20 protein-coding genes are annotated in these 21,737 nt (G+C 58.6%); 12 read left to right on the top strand and 8 right to left on the bottom strand.

The annotated features are described in order from the left end of the window. Positions 1-133 precede the first annotated feature (133 nt). Genes ACW5XC_RS02110 through ACW5XC_RS02125 form a run of 4 tightly spaced genes read right to left on the bottom strand, consistent with a single transcriptional unit; the run spans position 134 to position 3,288 of the window. On the bottom strand, positions 134-1,300 hold the full coding sequence (locus tag ACW5XC_RS02110; protein ID WP_005338464.1) for a hypothetical protein: 1,167 nt from the start codon (positions 1,298-1,300) through the stop codon (positions 134-136). Then, complete coding sequence (locus ACW5XC_RS02115; RefSeq protein WP_005338463.1) at positions 1,300-1,671, bottom strand: GtrA family protein; 372 nt, start codon at positions 1,669-1,671, stop codon at positions 1,300-1,302. Before ACW5XC_RS02115 ends, ACW5XC_RS02110 begins: the two co-directional genes overlap by 1 nt. Next, entirely contained in the window at positions 1,668-2,687 is a 1,020-nt protein-coding gene (locus tag ACW5XC_RS02120; RefSeq protein ID WP_005338462.1) for a glycosyltransferase family 2 protein, read from the bottom strand. The genes ACW5XC_RS02115 and ACW5XC_RS02120 overlap by 4 nt, the downstream gene beginning before the upstream one ends. Positions 2,688-2,742: 55 nt before the next feature. Further along, positions 2,743-3,288: a hypothetical protein gene (locus ACW5XC_RS02125; protein ID WP_041202288.1), complete on the bottom strand. Its 546-nt coding sequence runs from the start codon at positions 3,286-3,288 to the stop codon at positions 2,743-2,745. 316 nt (positions 3,289-3,604) lie between these two features. On the opposite strand from ACW5XC_RS02125, the gene ACW5XC_RS02130 reads away from it, so the two are divergent. The 4 genes from ACW5XC_RS02130 (at position 3,605) to ACW5XC_RS02145 (ending at position 6,955) form a co-directional block, all read left to right on the top strand. Further along, complete coding sequence (locus ACW5XC_RS02130) at positions 3,605-4,369, top strand: substrate-binding periplasmic protein (RefSeq protein WP_042055230.1); 765 nt, start codon at positions 3,605-3,607, stop codon at positions 4,367-4,369. Between the two features lie 92 nt (positions 4,370-4,461). Beyond that, positions 4,462-5,946: a L,D-transpeptidase family protein gene (locus tag ACW5XC_RS02135; protein ID WP_042055232.1), complete on the top strand. Its 1,485-nt coding sequence runs from the start codon at positions 4,462-4,464 to the stop codon at positions 5,944-5,946. Positions 5,947-6,110: 164 nt separating this feature from the next. After that, positions 6,111-6,656 carry a DUF882 domain-containing protein gene (locus tag ACW5XC_RS02140; RefSeq protein WP_042055303.1) on the top strand — a complete coding sequence of 182 codons (546 nt, stop codon included), beginning with the start codon at positions 6,111-6,113 and terminating at the stop codon, positions 6,654-6,656. 47 nt (positions 6,657-6,703) lie between these two features. Next, complete coding sequence (locus ACW5XC_RS02145; RefSeq protein ID WP_005338457.1) at positions 6,704-6,955, top strand: lipoprotein; 252 nt, start codon at positions 6,704-6,706, stop codon at positions 6,953-6,955. A gap of 85 nt (positions 6,956-7,040) precedes the next feature. Here ACW5XC_RS02145 and ACW5XC_RS02150 read toward each other — a convergent pair whose 3' ends face one another. Next, entirely contained in the window at positions 7,041-7,655 is a 615-nt protein-coding gene (locus ACW5XC_RS02150) for a trimeric intracellular cation channel family protein (protein WP_005338456.1), read from the bottom strand. Between the two features lie 146 nt (positions 7,656-7,801). Then, positions 7,802-8,566 carry a sulfate transporter CysZ gene (gene cysZ, locus ACW5XC_RS02155; protein WP_005338455.1) on the bottom strand — a complete coding sequence of 255 codons (765 nt, stop codon included), beginning with the start codon at positions 8,564-8,566 and terminating at the stop codon, positions 7,802-7,804. A gap of 213 nt (positions 8,567-8,779) precedes the next feature. Between cysZ and ACW5XC_RS02160 the strand changes: the two genes are divergently transcribed. From ACW5XC_RS02160 to ligA, 3 genes are all read left to right on the top strand, one after another. Further along, positions 8,780-12,154 (top strand): AAA family ATPase, encoded by a 3,375-nt coding sequence (locus ACW5XC_RS02160; protein ID WP_042055234.1) that lies wholly within the window; start codon positions 8,780-8,782, stop codon positions 12,152-12,154. A 15-nt stretch (positions 12,155-12,169) separates the two neighbouring features. Next, positions 12,170-13,336 (top strand): cell division protein ZipA, encoded by a 1,167-nt coding sequence (gene zipA / locus ACW5XC_RS02165; protein WP_021229154.1) that lies wholly within the window; start codon positions 12,170-12,172, stop codon positions 13,334-13,336. 99 nt (positions 13,337-13,435) lie between these two features. After that, the gene (gene ligA / locus ACW5XC_RS02170; protein WP_042055238.1) at positions 13,436-15,442 is read left to right on the top strand and encodes an NAD-dependent DNA ligase LigA; all 2,007 of its coding nucleotides are present in this window, start codon (positions 13,436-13,438) and stop codon (positions 15,440-15,442) included. Positions 15,443-15,520: 78 nt separating this feature from the next. Here ligA and ACW5XC_RS02175 read toward each other — a convergent pair whose 3' ends face one another. Beyond that, positions 15,521-16,495, bottom strand: coding sequence for an ABC transporter substrate-binding protein (locus ACW5XC_RS02175; protein ID WP_005338444.1), 975 nt, complete (start codon positions 16,493-16,495; stop codon positions 15,521-15,523). Between the two features lie 444 nt (positions 16,496-16,939). Here ACW5XC_RS02175 and nrdD point away from each other — a divergent pair, with 444 nt between their 5' ends. The 5 genes from nrdD to ACW5XC_RS02200 all read left to right on the top strand — a co-directional run bounded on the left by nrdD (position 16,940) and on the right by ACW5XC_RS02200 (position 21,259). Continuing rightward, the gene (gene nrdD, locus ACW5XC_RS02180; protein WP_042055241.1) at positions 16,940-19,057 is read left to right on the top strand and encodes an anaerobic ribonucleoside-triphosphate reductase; all 2,118 of its coding nucleotides are present in this window, start codon (positions 16,940-16,942) and stop codon (positions 19,055-19,057) included. Positions 19,058-19,105: 48 nt separating this feature from the next. After that, a complete protein-coding gene (locus ACW5XC_RS02185; protein ID WP_139732991.1) occupies positions 19,106-19,933 on the top strand; it encodes a hypothetical protein in 828 nt (275 codons plus the stop codon). Between the two features lie 12 nt (positions 19,934-19,945). Then, complete coding sequence (nrdG, locus tag ACW5XC_RS02190; protein ID WP_042055243.1) at positions 19,946-20,455, top strand: anaerobic ribonucleoside-triphosphate reductase-activating protein; 510 nt, start codon at positions 19,946-19,948, stop codon at positions 20,453-20,455. Between the two features lie 64 nt (positions 20,456-20,519). Continuing rightward, positions 20,520-20,690, top strand: coding sequence for a YqaE/Pmp3 family membrane protein (locus ACW5XC_RS02195; RefSeq protein WP_005338440.1), 171 nt, complete (start codon positions 20,520-20,522; stop codon positions 20,688-20,690). A gap of 176 nt (positions 20,691-20,866) precedes the next feature. Further along, the gene (locus ACW5XC_RS02200) at positions 20,867-21,259 is read left to right on the top strand and encodes a TonB family protein (protein WP_042055245.1); all 393 of its coding nucleotides are present in this window, start codon (positions 20,867-20,869) and stop codon (positions 21,257-21,259) included. Between the two features lie 56 nt (positions 21,260-21,315). On the opposite strand, the gene ACW5XC_RS02205 is transcribed toward ACW5XC_RS02200, so the two are convergent. After that, a complete protein-coding gene (locus tag ACW5XC_RS02205) occupies positions 21,316-21,672 on the bottom strand; it encodes an MliC family protein (RefSeq protein WP_042055249.1) in 357 nt (118 codons plus the stop codon). Between the last annotated feature and the right edge of the window lie 65 nt (positions 21,673-21,737).

The raw sequence follows: 21,737 nt of genomic DNA on the forward strand, positions 1-21,737 counted from the left end.
TCAAATGGTTACGTTTTCAAGCCGAGGAAAGTGTGACAGAGAGGTGGTGGGAATCTCTGTCGATAAAAATAGCGGCCATAAAAAAATGCCGGTCAGGTGACCGGCATTTGGTGTGTCAGGCATCGTCGTCACATCAGACGGTGAAGAACTTGAAGTTTACGAAGGCCACCGCGATGAAGGAGGCAACCATGCCGCTGATGCAGAGCACAGCAGGGCGGATGGCTGGCCAGCGATGGGTCAGCAGAATGATGGCCAGCAGGGTCGGGTAGAGCCCGAACATGTAGCGTGGCATGGCGTTGAGGCCGGTCATCAGCGGGATGGTGCAGCAGATGAACATCAGGGTCGCTTCCGCCCAGCGTTTCTGGCTGAACAGGTAGCCGTTCAGGCACCAGCCGAAGATCACCATGATGGAGAGGTAAGCCTTGCGGCCGCCCAGCTCGAAACCGCTCAGCCACCAGTCCAGCGGGCTGTCCATGTAGCGACCCCATGCCACCTGAATGTGTTTGAAGGCGAAGGCATCGCCGGTCAGATGATAGAGGTAGACCATGTAGGCAAACAGGCCAAACGGGATCATCCAGAGGGTGAACACCACCTTGAAGGCGCGCTCGGTGAAGCGGAAAAATTCCCGCCAGCCGTAAGCTTGCAGCGCCAGGATCAGCACCGGGAAGACCATCATCACCCCCAGGTTGCGGGTGGCGGAGATACAGACCCCCAGCACGGCCACCATCAGCCACTGTTCCCGATAGGCGAACAGGAACATCCCCAGCATCAGCGCCATAAAGGTCGACTCGGTATAGCCGGAGACGAAGTAGGCGGAGAAGGGGGAAAAGGCGAGCAGCCATACGCCAAAGCGGGCGGTATCGTCCCCCAGCTTGAGCTGACGCAACACCAGCAGCATCAGCGGCAGGCTGGCGAAGAAGGAGATATTAGTAACAATGATGAGGCCGATCAGGCTCTCGACATTGAACAGGTTGGAGATGGCACCGGAGACCATCGGATAGAGCGGCATAAAGGCCCAGTTGGCCGCATTGCCCTTGCTCAGCCAGCGCGGGTAGAGGTCGTATCCATTTTCGATGATGCGCTGGAACCAGACGCAGTCGAACTGACAATAGGCCTGCAGCGGGCCAATGTCGGGGGAGCCATAGAGCTGGACCCCGAAGTAGCCCATGCCATACAGCGCCACCCGGCTCAGCATGAAGGCGGCGATGATCATCAGCCAGTCACGGCCGCTGATGCGCAGTGACGGGCGATAGGGGAGTGCAGCCCCGGTTAGCGGGGCAGTATTGGTCATATCATTCATCAGGCAAAAACCCAGACGCGAGAGAGAACGTAAGTGAGGACGGTAACGGTCAGGGTGGCGATGACCACCGGCAGCAGACCGGAGAGCCCCGCAAACAGCAGGCCGCTCAGGATCAGGTTACGCACCGCCAGCGAGAAGAGGGCGACCAGCAGAAACTTGCTGGCAGCTCCCTGCTTCTGGAAGGTGATGTAGCGGTGACCAAAGAAGGAGAACCAGAACGCGATGGCAAAAGCCAGCGTGGTAACCAGGTGCTCCGAGATGGTGGGCCAGGTATGAAACAGTGCGATGGAAGTGCCCAGATCGACGAGGGTAGCCCCCCCGCCGACAAAACCGAAACGTACCAGCCGCCAGAATTCCTCGCGGGAGATCATTGCGGTGCTTGCTCCTGCTGCTCTTGCGGGTTGCTGTCAGCGCTCTGCGGTTTGGCCGCATCCTGCTTGGCATACTGGCCATAGACCCCTTCAATGAGGTAGACCGGGCGCTGTTTCACTTCCACGAACATGCGGCCGATGTACTCGCCGATGATGCCGAGCGACAGCAGCTGGATACCGCCGAGGAACAGCACTACGGACATCAGGGAGGCGTAACCGGGTACGTCGATGCCGAAGAAAACCACCTGGGTCACGATCTTGAGGATGTAGAGGAAGGCGACGAAGGAGACGCCGACACCCACATAGCTCCAGACCCGCAGCGGCCAGCTGGAGAAGCTGAGCAGACCGTCGAGGGCGAAGTTCCACAGTTTCCAGTAGTTGAACTTGGTTTCACCGGCGTGACGGGCCGGGCGCTCGTAGGGGACGCCAACGGCACGGAAACCGGCCCAGGCAAACAGACCCTTCATGAAGCGGTTGCGCTCGGGCAGCAGCTTGATCGCCTCGACCACGCGACGGTCGATCAGGCGGAAGTCACCTGCGTTCTCCGGCAGCTTGGTGCTGGTGGAGAGCGCGTTGAAGAAGCGGTAGAAGCCACCGGCAGTCAGGCGCTTCATCGGGGTATCTGCACTGCGATCGACGCGGATGCCGTAGACGGTGTCATAGTCACCGGTCTGCCACAGTTTGACGAACTCCAGGATCAGGGCAGGAGGATCTTGCAGATCCACGTCCATCGGCACGATGGCATCCCCTTTGGCCTGATGCAGACCGGCGGTCAGGGCGGCTTCTTTACCGAAGTTGCGTGCCAGGTTGACCAGGGTCACGCGCGGATCGCGGGCGATGGCCTGCTCGACCACTTCACGGGTACGGTCACGGCTGCCATCGTTGACGAATACAATTTCAAGCTGGTCTTTCAGCGGGGCCAGTTCGTTGTCTATCGCGTTGATGAAGGCATCGATGCTCTCTTCCTCGTTGTAAACGGGAACGACCAGAGAGAGTCGAAAATCTGGATGCGACATAAGAACGTCCTTATTTGGGATAGTTGTTTTTATAAAATGGTATTCGGGGCAAGGATCACTGGGCTACGGTCAAACGTACCGACTGCACATTGATGGGAGTTGGTGCCGAGAGCGCCAGAAAATTGGGGCGCTTGGGATCTGCCGTGAGCGAGTCACCGGGCAGACTGAGGCGGATTTCGTTGATACCCGCTTTGGCCAGTTTCACCGTGGTGGTGAAGTCGTGACCCAGCGCCACTTTCAACAGTGCTCCGGCTTCCGGGCTGTTGATGCGGGCCTGTACGGTAAGCTGATCCGGATTGGCTGCCTGCTTGGGCAGCACAAAGTAGAGACCGCCCTGACCGCTGAGCAGGGTACCTTCGTCGCTCGGCTTCTTGGCCCAGCCTTCGCTGGAGAGGAAGCGGCTCGGTTTGGTCAGATTGAGCTCGTTACCCGGCTGGTAGGTCATGCTGGAGTTGTGTTCCCAGAAGCGTGTCTTGCCTTCCAGATAATAGAGTTTGTAGGCCAAGCTCACGTTGGGGTGAGCAGCCAGATAGAGGGTGTAAAGATAAAAACCGCTTAACGCCAGAATGGCAGTCAAAAAACCGAACTTTTTGTACGTCATATCACTCTCTATGCCTGACAGAATGGGTAGGCCGATGTCGCGCATATGCTAATCCAATTGCAAAAAAAGCATAGTGGATCACAAAAAAATATTTGGTCACATATTAACCCCTTTTTACCCCTGTTCCAAACGTTGCTGTTTCCCGGTTAAACAGGTCTGGCGGGGCGCCGGTTGCCAGTGGCGCTCCGGCAAGGTATTTGGCAAATAGACGTGCTTTGCTGCGTCATTTTCTAGCGGATGCGATAGTCATCTTGCCTCTATCGCCATTTTGCAGGGGGCGATTTATGATGACTCACTTATTCGTCAAGGATGACATATGAAGTGGCTCTCTTGCTGTCTGTTGCTTGGATTATGGGCGCCAATGGCATTGGCCAGGGCCCTGTGTCCCGAGCCCATTCAGGTCGGTTACGATAACTGGCCCCCCTACCATTATTACGAAGCCGACTCACCGCAAGAGGTGCGCGGTTACGCCGCCGAGGTGCTGACGGCTGTGCTCACTTCCATGCACTGCAAGGTCCACTATGTGGAGCTGCCCTGGAAGCGGGTACTGCACGAAATGGAGTATGGCGAGATAGACATGGCGATGGAGGCGAATATCAATGATGAGCGCGCCCGTTATGCCTGGTTTTCCGACTCCTACAACCCGGGTCGCACCTTGCTGTGGATCCGCAAGGGCAGCCACTACCCCGAGCAGGATCTGGCGAGCTGGCTGACCAGTGGTTACTCCCTCGGTGTCACCAAAGAGTACTTCTATGGTGATGAAGTGATGTCGCTGCTCGCTCGCTATGCCAAACAGGTGAGTGCGGTGAGCGACCAGCAAAATTTTGAGAAGCTGGCCCGCGGGCGGATCGACGGTTTCCTCGGTGACATGCTGGCTACCCCCAGCGCCCTTAACAAGGAGGGGATGAGCGGTCTGTTCACCAGCCACCCCATGGTGGTATCTGAATCGCCGAGCTTCTTTATGTTGGGCAAGCGCAGCTTTTCGCCGCAATTCTTGCAACAATTCAATCAGGCGTTGGCGCGGTTCAAGGAGACAGATGCGTATGACATTATCTGGCAGCGTTATGCCCCCGGGCGCTAGCAAAGTATTGGCCGTTCACGCATCATGAGCGGCCTGAGCATCGGGTCTGCTTGTCAGGCCTGACAGAGTGAACAAACCGTTTTGAGGTACCCATGGGGATGAAGTATTGGCTGGCCCTTGCCAATCTGGTGTGGCTGGGATGTTTGCCCGCCGGTGCGGTACATGCGACCGAAGCACAAGTTGTGGTGGCGGCCAGTGAAACCGGACACGACTGGTATCAGGGCAGTCAGGCCGAACAGGCCCGTGTCGAGCTGGAGCAGCAGTTGCAAGAGGCTGTGCTTGCCCAGCTGCATCCCGATTTTTTCACGCTGTGGAAGCGCCTGCAGGCCACCCCTGCAGACAAGCGTGGTGCCATCTATGACGACATTTTTACCAAGCTGAGCCGTTTCCAGCACGCCTGGCGGGGGATGGATCTGGTCTCGCGCGAGCAGATGAAGACCCTCAAGCTCGATTTGAACCGCCCAGTGGTGACCCAGCCCAGCGATGATGACCTGCTCACCCAGGTGAAATCCCTGCGCCCCCAGGTGGCGGAATACGAGGCGGTGCGGGCCAAAGTACACAAACTGCTGGCGATGCCGATGGCCAGCAAGTGGCCGGCCCTCGATATGCCGACCCTGCGTGCCGGAGAGAGCTCCGCGGAGCTCGGCCAAATCCGCGCCATGCTCAACGAGCTGGGCGACAGCGCCCCGAGCCATGGTGATCAGATTTACGATGGTGATACCGAGCAGGCCATCAAGCAGTTCCAGCGTCGTCACGGTCTCACCGCGGACGGCATTATCGGCCGTCAGACCCGCTCCTGGCTCAATACCGGCCCGCAAGTGCGCGCCAGTCTGCTGCTGCGTAACCTGTGGCGTCGCGATCTGGTGGATCAGCTCGCCGGTGGCCGCTACGTGTTGGTCAATATTCCCGACTACCGCCTGAGTGTGGTGGAGTCCGGCAACGAGGTGTTTACCAGCCGGGTCATCGTCGGCAAAGAGCAGCGTGCCACGCCCATCCTCGCCAGCGAAATTCGCTCCATCGTGCTCAACCCCTCCTGGCATGTGCCGCGCTCGATCTTGAGCAAGGACATTCTGCCCAAGCTGGGTCGCGATCCCGCGTACCTGAGTCGCGAGCAGTTCGAGGTGATCGACAGCGAGGGCAATCCGGTCCAGTTCACCGAAGAGGGGTGGCATCAGGCGCTGGCCGCCGGTTTCCCCTATCGCCTGCGGCAAAAGCCGGGGGATCACAATGCCCTGGGGCGCTACAAATTCTACCTGCCCAACAATGACGCCATCTATCTGCACTCCACCCCGCGCAAGGCGCTGTTCGAACAGGGGGCGCGCGCCTTCAGTTCGGGCTGCATCCGGGTGGAGCATGCCGACGATCTGGCCGAACTGTTGCTGGCAGATTCCCGCTATCAGCCGGACAAGGTGGCCAATATCCTCAAGGAGAGCCAGACCAAATGGTTGCCGCTCACCACGCCGATCCCGGTCTTTACCGTCTACTGGAGCAGCTGGCTCGACGAAAATGGTCGCCAGCAATTGCGTAACGATATCTACGGATTTGATCGGGTCAGCTTCCAGAGCCGCCTGCTGTGATCCCTGCCACAGAGTGAAAAGCCCGGCCTGTGTCGGGCTTTTCTATGGGCGATTGAGGTTTGACAGGGCCCCCCGCCGGAGGGTAGTTTCAAGCGCCTGTATCACATTCAATCAGTGATCTTATTCAACTATTTTCGCTTGAATCTGCGATGGACGAACTCCTTATGCTGGAACAAGAGATAAGTCGACGTCGCCTGTTGCTGGGAGCCGGTTGCCTGCTGGGCAGCTCGCTGATCTCCTTCCCTGCACTGGCCAGCCGCAGTACCACCGGGCGTGAACTCAGTTTCTTCAATCTCAATACTGGCGAGCGGGTGCACGCGAGCTATTGGGAGAACGGCCACTATCTGAGCGACGGGTTGGCCGAGCTCAACCACATCTTCCGCGATTACCGGCGCAATGAAGTGTTCAACATCGACAAGAAGCTGTTTGATCAGCTGTTCCTGTTGCAGCACAAGCTGGGTCGGCGCAGCGAAATCCAGCTGATCTCCGGCTATCGCGCCCCGGCGACCAATCGTCAGAAGCGCCACAAGAGCCGCGGCGTGGCCAAGCACAGCTACCACACCCTGGGGCAGGCGGTGGATGTGCGGATCCCCGGCGTACAGCTGGCCCATCTGCGCAAGGCGGCGCTCCAGCTCAAGGTGGGTGGGGTTGGTTACTATCCCCGTGATAACTTCGTTCACCTCGATACCGGCCCGGTGCGCAGCTGGTAAAGGGGATGGCAAGCTGCCAAGCTCTTCCCACCAGAGAGGAGATAGCGATGAAAAAGATAGTGATTGGCGGCCTGATCGCCCTGTTGTTGACCGGTTGCAGCAAGCTCAACCGTGAAAATTACGACCAGTTGAAGATGGGGATGAGTTACGCCGAGGCCAGCACCATTCTGGGCAAGGCAGAGCGTTGTGATGATGCCTTGGGCACTACCAGCTGCCTCTGGGGCGGGGAAGGGAAGAACATCAAGATCCGCTTTATCGCTGACAAGGCGACCTTCTTCAGCTCGGAAGGGATTAACTGAGTCGCAGAACGTCCATGAAAAAAGCGCCACTCGGGCGCTTTTTTGTTGTTCGTAATCCAACCTGCTTCGCCAGAAGCTGGCGTACTCAGTGGGTCGCGTACTGGTAGTTGAAGGTGGGCAGACCCCACTTGAAGCGTACCGCCAGCAGCCGCAGCACAAAGCCGATCCCGATGGAACCGAACGCTGCCCAGTTGGTGGGCAAGCCCTGATCCAGCGCCAGACAGTAGAGGGCTGCGGTGATCAGCGAAATGGCTGCATAGAGCTCGCGACGAAATACCAGTGGAATCCGCTGGCAGAGCAGATCCCGCAGCACCCCGCCAAAGACCCCGGTCACCACCGCCATGATGCAGGCAATACCAGCGCCGTGGCCCATATCCAGCGCTCGGGCCGCACCGAAGATGGAGAAGACCACCAGTCCCAGGGCATCGAGGGCCATGAACAGCTTGCCGAGATAGCGCATCAGGGGGGCGGAGACCACACCTGCCATCGCGGCTGCAGCAACCAGCAGCACGTATTCCGGATGCTCAATCCAGAGCAGCGGATAGTGGCCCAGCAGCACATCGCGAATGGTGCCACCACCGATGGCCGTCGCCGAGGCGATGATCACCACACCAAACAGATCCATCCGTCGCCGACCCGCGGCCAGCGCGCCGGTCATCCCTTCGGCCACCAAGCCAACCAAGAAGAGTGCATGTAACATGAGATATCCCAGGGAACGAGAAAGGCGAGAATCCTACCAACTCGTGTCATATGGGACAAGCTATCGAATGCATGCATTAATTTAATTCATGCTAAATGCGAAAAAGGCACCGTTTTGGGTGCCTTTTTCTAATCAATGTTCAAGGGTTAGCGCCCCAACTGCTCCTGCCGGTAGTGATCGACCCACATGGCGGTGGCACCACAGATGGCAACCGGCATCACGAAGAGGTTCACCACCGGAATGGCGGAGAAGAGGGTCACCAGAGCGCCGAAGCTGAGACACTTGCCGCGGCGCTGCTTCAAGGCATCGCGCATGGTGATGAAGTCGATCTTGTGGTTGTCGAACGGATAATCCACATACTGGATCGCCATCATCCAGGCACTGAACAGGAACCAGAGCACCGGCGCCAGGGTCTGGCCCACCACCGGGATCAGGAACAGGATCAGGCAGCCGATGGCCTTGGGCAGGTAGTACTTCAGCTTGGTCCATTCGCGGCCGAAGGTGCGCGGCACATCCTTGACGATATCCAGCATGCCGCTGTCATTGGCGGGCTGACCGGTGAGGATCTGCTCCACCTTCTCCGCCAGCAGGCCGTTGAAGGGGGCGGCGACCCAGTTGGCGACCGAGCTGAAGATAAAGGAGAAGACAACCAGGATGGTGATGAGGGCGATGGGCCACAGCAGATAGTCCAGCCAGTCGAGCCAAGCGGGGATCTGCTGATGGAGCCAGGCGAACAGGCCGTCCAGTTGCAGCAGCAGGGCATAGAAGGCCCCGGCAAACAGCACGAAGTTGACCAGCAGGGGGATCAGCACAAAGGTGCGGATGCCCGGTTGGCGAATAAGGGAAAACCCGCGCAGGAAGTAGTCTGCACCGCTGATTGAATCTTTGACCATATGGGGTGATTGGCTCATGTGAGCTCCATCTATGCATGGGAGAACTGCCAGCATATTACAAACAAGCCTTTGATTTGGTAAAGTCGCCGACTATTCCTTATTTCTTGCCGATGTGGCTGAAAACCGGGCATTGATGGGGATGATGCCTGCATATTACAAACAAAGCCGGGTTTGGATTTGGTAAAATCGCCTGCCCGCCTCCTCTTTATTTAGCCACTGATACAGGTCGCCATGCGTCTGAAACTGATCAAACTCGCCGGCTTCAAGTCGTTCGTCGAGCCGACCCGCATCGAACTGTCGGCAGACATGACCGCCGTGGTGGGCCCTAACGGTTGTGGCAAATCCAACGTCATCGACGCGGTGCGCTGGGTGCTGGGGGAGAGCTCCGCCCGCCATCTGCGCGGCGAGAACATGACCGATGTCATCTTCAACGGCTCTATCAATCGCAGTGCGCATGGGCGCGCCTCGGTCGAGCTGGTGTTCGACAATCCCCACAACCGGGTGCCCGGCGAGTTCGGCCGTTTTACCGAGATCTCGGTGCGCCGCGAAGTGCTGCGCGACGGCTCCAACCACTATCAGATCAACGGCCAGAAGTGCCGCCGCAAGGATGTGACAGACCTCTTCCTCGGCACCGGTCTTGGCCCCCGCAGCTACGCCATCATCGAGCAGGGCACCGTCAGCCGACTGGTGGAGTCGCGTCCGGCCGATCTCAAGCTCTTTATGGAAGAGGCCGCCGGGGTTTCCCGCTACAAGGAGCGGCGCCGCGAGACCGAGCAGCGCATTCGCCACACCCAGGAGAACCTGGAGCGCCTCGGCGATATTCGCGGCGAGCTGGGCTCTCGCCTTGAGCACCTCAAAGCCCAGGCCGAGACCGCCGAGCGCTACAAACAGCTCAAGAGTCGTTCGCGCGCCGCTCGCGCCGAGCTGATTGGCTCCGAGTTGTGGGCGCTGGAGACGCGTCTTGGCGAGGCTAAAACAGAGCTGGCGCAGGCCGAGCAGGCGCTGGCGGCGCTCGATGCCAAGCGCACCGCCGATGAGGGGCGCCACGTCACCCTGTCGGTCGCCAGACAAGAGGCGCAAGCCGAGCAGGCGAGCCGTCAGCAACAGATTTTTCTCGGCGGGCAGGCCATCGCCCGCCTCGAACAACAGCAACTGCACCAGAGTGAACTGGGGCGCGACTGGCAGGCCCGTGCAGAGGCGCTGGGCGAGCGAATCGCCACCCGCAAGGCGCAGCTGGCCAGCCAGCAGGATCAACTGACCGAAGGGGTATTGCGCGCCGAGCAGGAGAGCGCCCGGCTGGAGCAGTGTGAGCAGTTGCTCACCGAGCAGCAGGAGGCCCGCCAGCACGCCAGCGAGCAGCTGGAACAGGCTCGCTTGCGCCAGCAGCAGTGGCAGCAACAGTTGGCCGGGTTGCAGGGGCAGCTCAACCAGACCCGTACCCGGTTGGGTGGTTTGCAGGAGTTGCAAGCCAAGACCCGGCTGGCCCGCCTCAAGCTGGAAGATGAACGCGCTGGCCCCCTCGGCACAGAGGCCGACGATCTGCAACCGGCCCTCGATGCCCTGAGTGGTGAGCTGGAGCTGACGCGGGCGGCCAATGGTGAGCTGACCGAACAGCTGGCGCAGGCGGTCGACGCCCATGAACAACTCAAGCAGCAGCATGGCCAGCAGTTGAGCCTGCAGCGGGAGCTGGAGGCGCGGCTGGCGACGCTGGATCAGATCCTCGGCGAGCAGATGGAGGGGGCGACCCTGGCGGATCGACTGCAGGTTGCCCCCGAGTGGGCACCGGCGCTCGACAAGGTGCTGGGTCGCTGGCTCACCGCAACGCCGGCGGACGAGTGCGATCTGATGCAAGAGGGGCTCTGGATTGGCCCGGCGCAACCGGCGGTTGCCGGTACGCTGGCTGCGCAACTGGGCGGCGAGCACATTCCTGCCTTCCTCAATGCCATCTGGCTGGTGGAGAGCCGAGAGGCCGCATTGGCCCGCCAGCCAAGCCTTGCGGCCGGTGAGTCGGTACTGACTCCTGCTGGCGACTGGCTGGGGCCAAACTGGGCAGATTTGGGACAGGGCGCGGCGCTTGGCACCATGGCGCTGCTCGGTGAGCGTGAGCGGTTGCATACCGAGCAGGAGAAGGTTGCCGCGGGGCTGGCACAGCTGAGCGAGCAACTTGTCTCAGCCGATGCCCGGCGTGCCCAGCTTGCCAGTGCGCAGGAGTTGTCGCAGCGAACCTTGCGCGAGCAAGAGCTGAAATGGCAACAACTGCGCGAAGCCTGGAGCCTGCAACAGGGTCAGCGGCAGGAGCGGTTGCAGCGGCTCGGTCAGCTCGGCGAAGAGCTGATCCGGCTCGATCAGGAGCAGGCCGAAGAGGCAGAGCGACTGGCCAGCGCCCGTGAACAACTGGAACTCGATGAGGCGCGCCTTGCCGAGTTGCAGGAGCAGGGGGAGCCGCTGACGCAAGGGTTACAGGTTGCTCAGGAGCAGCTGACCCGCTGCGAGCGGGCGGTCGACGAGGCCCGTGCGCGCCGCGAACAGCAACAAGCGACCTGCCAGCGTTTGCAACTGGAGTTGGGCAATCTGCGCCAACTCATTACCTTGGGCGAAGAGGAGTTGGCGAGGCTCGGACTGGAGCTGGCCGGGTTGAAAGGGCCGGATAGCGAGGCAGTGCCGGATCTGGCGCCCCTGTTGGCCGAGCAGCGCAATCTGGAGGCGCAGCAGCTTGCCTGCCATCAACGGCTTGCGGAGCTGGAGCGCCAGCTCGGTGAGCTGGAACAGGCCAGAAGTGCCGATCACAAGCAGCTGGTGACGTTGCAGGAGAAGCTGGCAACCCTGCGCCTTGAGCGCGAACGTAACCTCACCCGTCGACAGGGGCTGCACGAGCAGTTCGAAGAGTTGGGGGTTCGACTGGTAGATCTCGATCAGGCGGTGTTGATCGCCGCTGATCGCAGCAAGCTGCGGCAGGAGATCCAGACCCTGGAGGCGCAAGTGGAAGCGCTTGGCGCCATCAACCTGGCGGCGCTGGAGGAGTATGAAGAGGCGAAAACCCGGGCAACCTATCTTGAAAATCAGTGTCAGGATCTCGAGCAAGCGCTGGAAACCTTGAGCCAAGCCATTAAAAGAATTGATAAAGAGACACAAATACGGTTCCGGGACACTTTCGATAAGGTCAACGAAGATTTAAAATCCCTGTTTCCAAAAGTGTTCGGTGGGGGCAGTGCCTGGCTTGAGCTTACCTCCGATGATCTTTTGGAGGCCGGAGTGAGCATCATGGCGAGACCTCCGGGTAAGAAGAATGCTACCATTGCCCTGCTTTCCGGGGGGGAGAAGGCGTTAACCGCGCTTGCGCTGGTTTTTGCCATCTTCAGACTCAACCCAGCACCTTTTTGTCTGCTGGATGAGGTGGATGCACCGCTCGATGAAGTGAACGTCGGTCGCTTCTGTTCTCTTGTCAAAGAGATGTCGAGCACAGTACAGTTCGTTTACATCAGTCATAATAAGGTCTCCATGGAGATGGCTGAGCAGCTGGTTGGCGTCACGATGCAAGAGCCCGGGGTTTCTCGCATTGTGTCGGTCGATATCGGTGAAGCCGTCGCTTTGGCTGAGCAAAACTAGAAAGAGAAGCAGCTAATGCAGGAATTGCGTTACATCTTGGTTGCCCTGGGCGGTATTGCTATTGCGGCATTGCTCATTCACGGGTTGTGGAGCAACAAAAAGAATCGTCAGGCACCGATCAAAGAGAAACCGATTGGACGGATGGACTCCAAGTCGCGGGATCGTGATAACGACGCCTTCGACAGCGATGGCATCGGCCAGGTACGTGTGGTCAGTGGTGGCCGTCGTGCCGAGCCCAAGCTGCGCAGTGAAGAGAGCCGCCAGCCGGAACTCGGTCGTCGCCCTGCCGTCCCCGCCTTTGATGATGAAGATGACGAGGACGATCTGCCGCCGCCCGTAGTGCGCAAGCCTGCTGCCCGCCCGGTTCCGCCGCCTCCTGTCTATGAAGAGGAAACATTCGACGAACCGCTGCCCGAGGAGATCGACGAGGCGCCTGCCGCGCCGGTGCGCAAACCTGCTCAGGTCAATCGTCGTACCCCGGTCTACCGTTCCCGTCCCCAGCGCGAGCCCATGATGCAGTCGCTGGACGACGAGCCGCTGGTCGAGCCCGCCTATGCGACCGCCCCGACTTTTGGTGCCCGTGCAGAGACAGTCCGTACCGCCGACACCGTGCGTGCAGAACCGGTGCGTGCTCCCGAGCCGGAATATCAGCCGCAGCCCCGTCATGTGGCTCCCGAGCCTGTTTATGAAGAGCCGGCCTATGTGGCACCTGCACCTGTGGTTGAAGAGCCGCGCATGGCGCCCCAGCCGGTCGAGAAGATCTGGCAGGATGTCTATGTCATCAACCTGATGGGCCGTCCTGGTCACGACTTGCAAGGTGCGACCCTGCTCTCATCCCTGATGGCGCTGGGCTTCAAGTTTGGCGAGATGGATATTTTCCACCGTCACGAAGATCCCAACGGTAAGGGTGAAGTGCTCTTCTCCATGATCAACATGGTCAAGCCGGGTACCTTTAACCCGTACCGGATGGAGCAGTTCACCACACCGGGTGTCTCCCTGTTCATGCAACTGCCGCTGCGCAGCAATGCCGCGTTTGCCTTCGAGGATATGCTGCAGGCTGCCGATCAGTTGGCCAGCGATCTCGATGCCATGCTGACAGATATGGATCGCAGCCCGCTGAGCGACGAGACAATTGCCCGTTACCGTCACGAGCTGGCTGCCTACGAGGCCAGTCGCGACTAATACGCCATGCGGGTCGAGTGAAGAAAAAGTGCGGTACCCTGGTACCGCATTTTTGTTTCTACCCCGGCCGGATGTTCAATCACACTTCGAGACTTTTTCATGAGCGACACCCTCTCCCGCCACCGTCAATTGTGTGAACTGCTTACCGAATATGGTCACCAGTACTATGTGCTGGATAATCCGACCGTACCCGACGCTGAATACGACCGTCTGATGCGCGAGCTGATTGCGCTGGAGGCCGAGAATCCCGAGCTGAAAACACCGGCGTCACCCAGCGTGCGGGTCGGCGGTCAGCCGCTGACCGCCTTCAAACAGGTACGTCACGAGATCCCCATGCTCAGTCTGGATAACGTCTTTAGCAGCGAAGAGTTGCAGGCGTTCGAACAGCGCATGAGCGATCGCCTCAAGCGTGACGTGCGTTTCACCTTCTGCTGCGAGCCCAAGCTCGACGGTCTGGCGGTGAGCCTGCTCTATGTTAATGGTCAGCTGGTGCAGGCGGCCACCCGGGGCGATGGCGCCACTGGTGAGGAGATCACCGAGAACGTGCGCACCATCAAGGCCATTCCGCTCGCGCTGCGCGGCACTGGCTGGCCAGAGCGGCTCGAGGTGCGTGGCGAAGTCTTTATGCCCAAGGCCGGTTTTGAGGCGATGAACGCCAAGGCGCTGGCAGCGGGCGAGAAGGTGTTCGTCAACCCGCGCAACGCCGCCGCCGGCAGCCTGCGTCAGCTTGATTCACGCATCACCGCCTGCCGTCCCCTGAGCTTTTACGCCTATGGTGTGGGGGTGGGGGGTGAGCAACTGGGCGACTCCCACTTTGGCCGTCTCACCCAGCTCAAGGAGTGGGGCTTGCCGCTTAGTCCCGAGGTGAAGCTCAAAGAGGGGGCAGCCGGCTGTCAGGCGTTCCACGACGACATTCTGGCTCGCCGTGGCGAGCTCCCTTACGAGATCGACGGCGTGGTCTACAAGGTGGATGCTATCGCTCTGCAAGAGGAGCTCGGCTTTGTGGCCCGCGCCCCGCGCTGGGCGACCGCCCACAAGTTCCCGGCGCAAGAAGAGATGACAGAGCTTGAGAACGTCGAGTTTCAGGTCGGCCGCACCGGCGCCGTGACCCCGGTGGCCAAGCTTAAACCTGTGTTTGTCGGCGGCGTCACCGTTTCCAACGCCACCTTGCACAATGCTGACGAGATCGAGCGCCTCGGCGTGATGATTGGCGATACCGTGATCGTGCGCCGGGCAGGGGATGTGATCCCGCAGATCGTCGCCGTGGTGGAGGCGCAGCGCCCTGTTGATGCGCGCGAAATTCTCTTCCCGACCGAGTGTCCGGTCTGTGGCTCTGCGGTGGAGCGGTTGGAAGGGGAAGCGGTTGCCCGCTGCTCCGGTGGCCTGTTCTGCGAGGCGCAGCGCAAGGAGGCGATCAAGCACTTCGCCGCCCGTCGCGCCATGGATGTGGACGGCCTTGGCGACAAGATTGTCGAGCAGTTGGTAGACAAGGGGCTGGTGAAGACTCCCGCTGATCTGTTCAGCCTCAATGCCATCCAGCTGGCAGGTCTTGAGCGGATGGGGCAAAAATCCGCCCTCAATCTGGTAGCCGCCATCGATGCTGCGCGCAGTACCACCTTGCCGCGTTTCCTGTTTGCCTTGGGGATCCGCGAAGTGGGGGAGGCGACTGCGCTCAATCTTGCCAACCACTTCCTCACCCTGGATGCCCTGCGCGCTGCCTCGGTGGAGCAGCTGCTCGAAGTGGCAGATGTGGGCGATGTGGTGGCCAAGCATGTCTACTACTTCTTGCGTCAGCCCCACAACGTGGAGGTGTTGGAGGCTCTGCTGGCTGCCGGCATCCACTGGCCGGCCATCGAGAAGAAAGAGGCCGCGGAGCAACCCTTTGCCGGCAAGACCTTCGTGCTGACCGGCACCCTGACCACCTTGTCGCGCAACGACGCCAAGGCGGCATTGCAGGCGCTGGGGGCCAAGGTGGCAGGTTCGGTATCTGCCAAGACCGATGTGCTGGTCGCGGGGGAAGCGGCCGGTTCCAAGCTGACCAAAGCACAAGAGCTGGGTATCACCATCTGGACCGAAGAGGAGCTGCAACAGGCGTTGCAGGGCTGATAGCCCTCACCAATCCTAACCGCAGCTCCTGATAAAAGAGAACCCGGCATGGCCGGGTTCTCTTTTTTGTCTCGGCGGTTACTCACGCCAGAGGATCTTGTGACGCCATTTGTCGGGCACTGTGAGCTGCCAGCGGGCCAGCTCGCTCTTGCTGAAGACATATTCGCCGCGTAAGGCCGCTCGCGGGGAGATGGTACGGGGCAGGGTGCCCGCTAGAATGGTATTGATGAGGCTGGCTGCCTGTATCCCCTGATCGTGGCCGTCCAGCACCAGCCCGCCGATGGCCATCCCCTTGCCGACGGTAAACTCCCAGAAACAGAAGAGCGGCACCGGCGTGTTGGCGCTGGTCCACTCCAGCACCGTCTTTTCGCTCACATGCTTGCCATTGTCATCGACCAGCGTGTGGTAGAGGCCGAGGAAGATCGCCTGATAGCCGTTCTTCTTGGCGTTGAGCACTGCCTCCTGCCAGAGGCTGTAATCCCCCATCAGCTGGCTGTTGATCCTGGTCTGGCCGACCCGCAGCTCGGTCTGGGTCTTGAATTCATCCTCAATGGCAGTGAGGGCCACATTGCTGGAATCAAACAGCACCAGCGCCTTGTCGAGCCCCCCCATCATCTGGCTTATTTCGCTGATGTTGCGCTTGAGCAGGGGGCGCTCCAGCACGCCGGTGATCTTGGGGTGGCCGACAAAGCCCTTGAGGCGCGGATTCTCGTTCATGCCAAGAAATACCACCGGGGTACCCAGCGAGGCTATCTCGTTGGCCAGATAGTTGATGGCGTTGTCATCCCCCAGTACTACCAGATCCGGTTTGCTCTTCAGATAAAAGGCGATGGCTTGCTGGGCTATTTCGTCGAACTTCTCCCGTGGATGGCGTTTGGTGTCCATATAGAAGTGGGTGATCTTGTGCTCCCCCTGCAAGCCATCGAGCAGCCCTTTGTTGTAGCTTTGGTCCCACAGGTATTCGGGATGGTAGCTGCTGATCACCAGAATGTTGGCGGCCCAGAGCGGCAGAGAGAGGGTGGATAGCAGTAGCAACAGCAGGGAGGTGCGCATGGGTTGTCCCTTGTCGAGGGGAGAGAGTTCTTGTTCAGTATGGGCGGTTTTGGTTGGTGCTGTCATCTCGAAACCGGTGCTGCGGGGGGGCGATTTTTTTCGGGTTGATAGATCGGACGCCAGCCCGCACCCAGCTTGAGGTTGGATTTGAATGGGGCTCTTTTGGGTTGGTCGTGAACTGTCCCGCTCGCTGAAAAACCTGTTCTGGATCAAGAAATGAGGCTTCGCTTTGGTGCCTAATAGACACCACATATAGGGACGCATTCGTTTTTAATCCCTATATGTTGTGTTATTAAGCTGTGTATAAGCTGTTCCTCTCCTATCTTCAGCCCAGGCTTGTCAAGCCTCGGCTGAATTTATTTGCGTCCAGGACGAGATGCCGGGAGGGGGGCCCAACAAGGGTGAGCCAGAGGCAAATGCCTGGCCTTTTAACGGGGAAAATTCATGAAACCGGTTGTGATCAAACGTGACGGATGTCGCGCACCATTCAATGCCCAGCTGATTGCAGAGGCGGTCAGCCGAGCGGCGGAAGCGGTCAATCAGGCCAATCCGGCACTCGCCTCCCGCATTGCCAATGCAGTGAGTCAGGAGCTGGAAGGGCGTGGTGAAGTGGATATCCACGAGATCCAGAACCGGGTCGAAAACCACCTGATGGCTTCCGACGACAAGGCCATCGCCCGTGCCTATATCGAATATCGCCACGACAGGGATCAGGCCCGCGAGGCGCGCGGCCGTCTGGCGCAGGAGATCCGCGGTCTGGTCGAGCAGACCAACGCCGCCCTGCTCAACGAGAACGCCAACAAAGACTCCAAGGTGATCCCGACCCAGCGTGACCTGCTGGCCGGTATCGTCGCCAAGCACTATGCCACCAGCCACATGCTGCCCCGTGACGTGGTTCAGGCCCACGAGAGCGGTGATCTGCACTTCCACGATCTCGATTACTCACCTTTCTTCCCGATGTTCAACTGCATGTTGATCGATCTGAAAGGGATGCTGACCCACGGCTTCAAGATGGGCAATGCGGAGATCGATACCCCGAAATCCATCAGCACCGCCACGGCCGTGACCGCCCAGATCATCGCCCAGGTGGCGAGCCACATCTATGGCGGCACCACCATCAACCGCATCGACGAAGTGCTGGCCCCCTATGTGACCATCAGCTGGCAGAAACACCGTGAAGTGGCTGAAGAGTGGGGCATTGCCGATGTGGAAGCCTACGCCATGGCCCGCACCGAGAAAGAGTGCTACGACGCCTTCCAGTCACTGGAGTACGAAGTCAACACCCTGCACACCGCCAACGGTCAGACGCCGTTTGTCACCTTCGGCTTTGGTCTGGGGGACAGCTGGGAGTCGCGAATGATCCAGCGCGCCATCCTAAGCAACCGCATCGCTGGCCTTGGCAAGAACAAGAAGACCGCCGTGTTCCCGAAACTGGTGTTTGCCATCAAGGATGGCCTCAACCACAAGCAGGGCGATCCCAACTACGACATCAAGCAGCTGGCGCTGGAGTGTGCCTCCAAGCGGATGTATCCGGATATCCTCAACTACGACCAGGTCGTGAAAGTGACCGGCTCCTTCAAGACCCCCATGGGTTGCCGATCCTTCCTCGGTGCCTACGAGGAGAATGGCGAGCTGATCCACGAAGGTCGCAACAACCTAGGGGTGGTGAGCCTCAACCTGCCGCGCATCGCCCTGAAATCCCGTGACGAAGCGGACTTCTGGGAGCGTCTGGATGCCTCCCTGCGGGTCGCCAAGAAGGCGTTGATGTACCGCATCACCCGTCTGGACGGGGTGAAAGCACGGGTTGCACCGATCCTCTATATGGAAGGGGCTTGCGGCGTGCGGCTGAAGGCGGACGACAACGTCAGCGAGATCTTCAAGAACGGCCGCGCCTCCATTTCCCTCGGTTATATCGGGGTTCACGAGACCATCAACGCCCTGTTTGGTGACAAGGTTCACCTGTTTGACAGCGCCGAGCTGCAACAGAAGGCCATCGCCATCATTGCCCGCCTCAAGGCGGCCATCGACGAGTGGAAGGAGGAGACTGGCTACGGCTTCAGCCTCTACTCCACCCCGAGCGAGAACCTCTGCACCCGTTTCTGCCGCATCGATGCCAAAGAGTTTGGCGTGGTATCCGGTGTGACGGAGAAGGGTTACTACACCAATAGCTTCCACCTCGATGTGGAGAAACAGGTCAACCCGTACGACAAACTGGACTTCGAGGCGCCCTATCCGCCCATCGCCAGCGGTGGCTTCATCTGCTACGGCGAGTACCCCAACATCCAGCACAATCTGGAAGCACTCGAAAACGTCTGGGACTACAGCTATGACAAGGTGCCCTACTACGGTACCAACACCCCCATCGACGAGTGCTACGACTGCGGCTTTACCGGCGAGTTCGAGTGTACCTCCAAGGGCTTTACCTGCCCGCGCTGCGGCAACCACGACCCGGCCAAGGTGTCGGTGACCCGCCGTGTCTGCGGCTACCTCGGCAGCCCGGATGCGCGCCCCTTCAATGCGGGCAAGCAGGAAGAGGTGAAGCGCCGCGTCAAACATATGTGACTAGGTTCGCTATTGTTCATAGTTGATAGATGTGTGCAGGAGTAAAATTTGAACGCTCAAATCAAAGTGAAGTATTTAAAAGAAAACTCACAAAATGTTCATATTATTCATTACTCCTGCCAAAACCTTGGAGATAACAATGAGAATTATTCTCCAAGGATTACATCAATAGCTGTATTGCACCGAGACAGCTCGACTATGCATAGCTTTTCTATACATTTGATTGCAGAGATAGAAAAAATAAAAAGAGAAAATATTCATGAGCATTATGATCTCCTTGAGGAGAAGATGCTTTGTTATTTTTTTAAGTTTGTATCTTCTATTCCTGATGCGATTTGGGTCCATTGGAATATGAGTAATATAAACTATGGTTTTGAAACTCTCTATCATAGATATAAAGTCTTATCTGGAATAAACCCTTCAAAGATTCCAGATTCCAAGAAAATAAACTTATCCTCCTTAATATCAGCGCTTTATGGTGATAGGTGTGTTGAGCATCCAAGAATGAAGAAACTTATGGAACTCAATGACGGAAATCATAAAGATTTATTGACTGGTGCTGAGGAAGTGGCTGCTTTTGAAAGCAAAGAGTATATAAAGTTACACAATTCAACAATGCAGAAAGTGTATTGGTTTAATCATGCCTTAGCACTTTCCTTAGCTAACAAGTTGAATACGAAAAACAATAGGTTTATACGTAGGATTAATTTTGTTTTAGATAGTACAGCGGCTAAAATATTAGGATTTGCAGCTATAGTGTTTACTATTATTCAGTTCGCATATTTTATCAACGATAAATATGCTATAGACCACAGTATAAAAACTGCTGGAGATAGAATTGAAAAAGAAATAAATATAAAAAGAATATCCCAATAAATGGATATATCTATGAAATACCACCAATACTACCCGGTCGATGTGATCAACGGCCCCGGCACCCGTGCCACCCTGTTTGTCTCCGGTTGTGAGCACCAGTGCCCGGGTTGCTACAACCAGAGCACCTGGCGGCTCGATGGCGGCCAGCCGTTCGATGAGGCGATGAGCGATCGCATCATTGCGGATCTCAACGACAGCCGCATCAAACGGCGAGGTCTGTCGCTCTCCGGCGGCGATCCGCTCCACCCGGCCAACGTGCCCCACGTGCTGGCACTGGTGAAACGGGTACGCGCCGAGTGTCCGGGCAAGGATATCTGGTGCTGGACCGGCTATCTGCTCGGCGAACTGTCAGAGGCCCAGCGCGAGCTGGTGGCTTTGCTGGATGTGCTGGTGGATGGCAAGTTTGAAAAGGCGTTGGCAGACCCGGGCCTGCTATGGCGTGGCAGCAGCAATCAGCAGATCCACGATCTCAATGCCTGGCGTGATGCGGGTGAGCGAATTCCCTGTCTGGTTTGCAGTTGAAGTCCGGGATGTTTATGGTTAGCCCATTCCAATCCTGACGACATTTTTGAAAAGGAGAGCCGAGATGAACAATCTGCTCAAGATCCTGCTGGCCATTTTCCTGCCCCCGGTGTGCGCGTTTATCCAGGTGGGCTTTAGCCTGCACTTTTTAATCAACATAGTGCTGACCCTGATGGGCGGTCTGCCGGGCATGGTCCATGCGCTCTGGCTGGTGGTGAGCGACAAGCGCGGCTGATACCTTCGGCTGGTTAGTGAGCTTATTGACGATAAAAGGGCCAACCTCTCGGGGTTGGCCCTTTTGTTCATGTTCATACGAATACTTTTTCGTTAGGATGGGTGACTGACCAAGCGGGCCGCGTTGAGCGCCCTGCAGTCCGGCAACAAGCACCGGCAGAGAACAAGGAGCGTTACATGAAGTGGAAAGTCGCAGTATGGTCAGGTCTGGCAGTGACACTGTTGCTGGGGTGCTCATCCCGTCAGGAGGTAGCGCAAGAGCGCGCTCCGATCGCTATCCCTCTCGAGCAGTTGTCCAGCTACTGGGTTCAGGAGAAGCAGTGGTCATGGCTTGGCAATGACGAGCCCGCCCTGCCGGCCAAACCGGTCAAGGGGTATGTGGAAGTTCGCTATCAAATTGACGCCAGCGGCACGCCGGTCAAGCCGGAAGTGGTGGCGGCCGAGCCCCCCGGCGAACTGGAACAGAGCGCGCTGGCGACCCTCTCGCGGATCCGCTACAGCCCGGCAGAGGGCAACCCGGATGCCATACCGGTCGAGGTGACCAACCGCTTCGAGATCGAGATCAACTGATCCCTCATCACTCGGATGCCAGAGAAAGAGAGACCCCGGCCAGGCCGGGGTCACGTTTATTGCTGTTTGCAGTCGTTGTAGGCGGTCTGCCACTCGCCATCCTGATCCCGAAGCTCGACAAAGCCCTCATCCCCCTTGTTCCACCAAACGGCCTCATGTTCGTCCGTATAGCGGGCGCCGGAGGCCGAAATGGCTTGGGGCAGGGTGTAATCCTTGCCGTCCGGCAGTGACAGCTTGATAAAGTTGAGGCTCTCGTCGGAGAGGGAGAAGTAGCGCACCTGCACCTTCTTGCCCTGCTCGCACTGGTAACTGACCGGTTCGCCACCGGTGACTGAGAGGGTATTGCCCTGATTGCAGCCAGCGAGCAGGCCGAGGGCCAGCGCACCAGCGGCCATCATATGTGCCTTATTCATGATTACAGCTCCATTGGTGTCATACGGGCGTGAGCCTAACAGGTTGCCGTTATTGTGCAATCCGC

The sequence above is a fragment of the Aeromonas sp. 25-AL00135 genome (assembly GCF_054052385.1).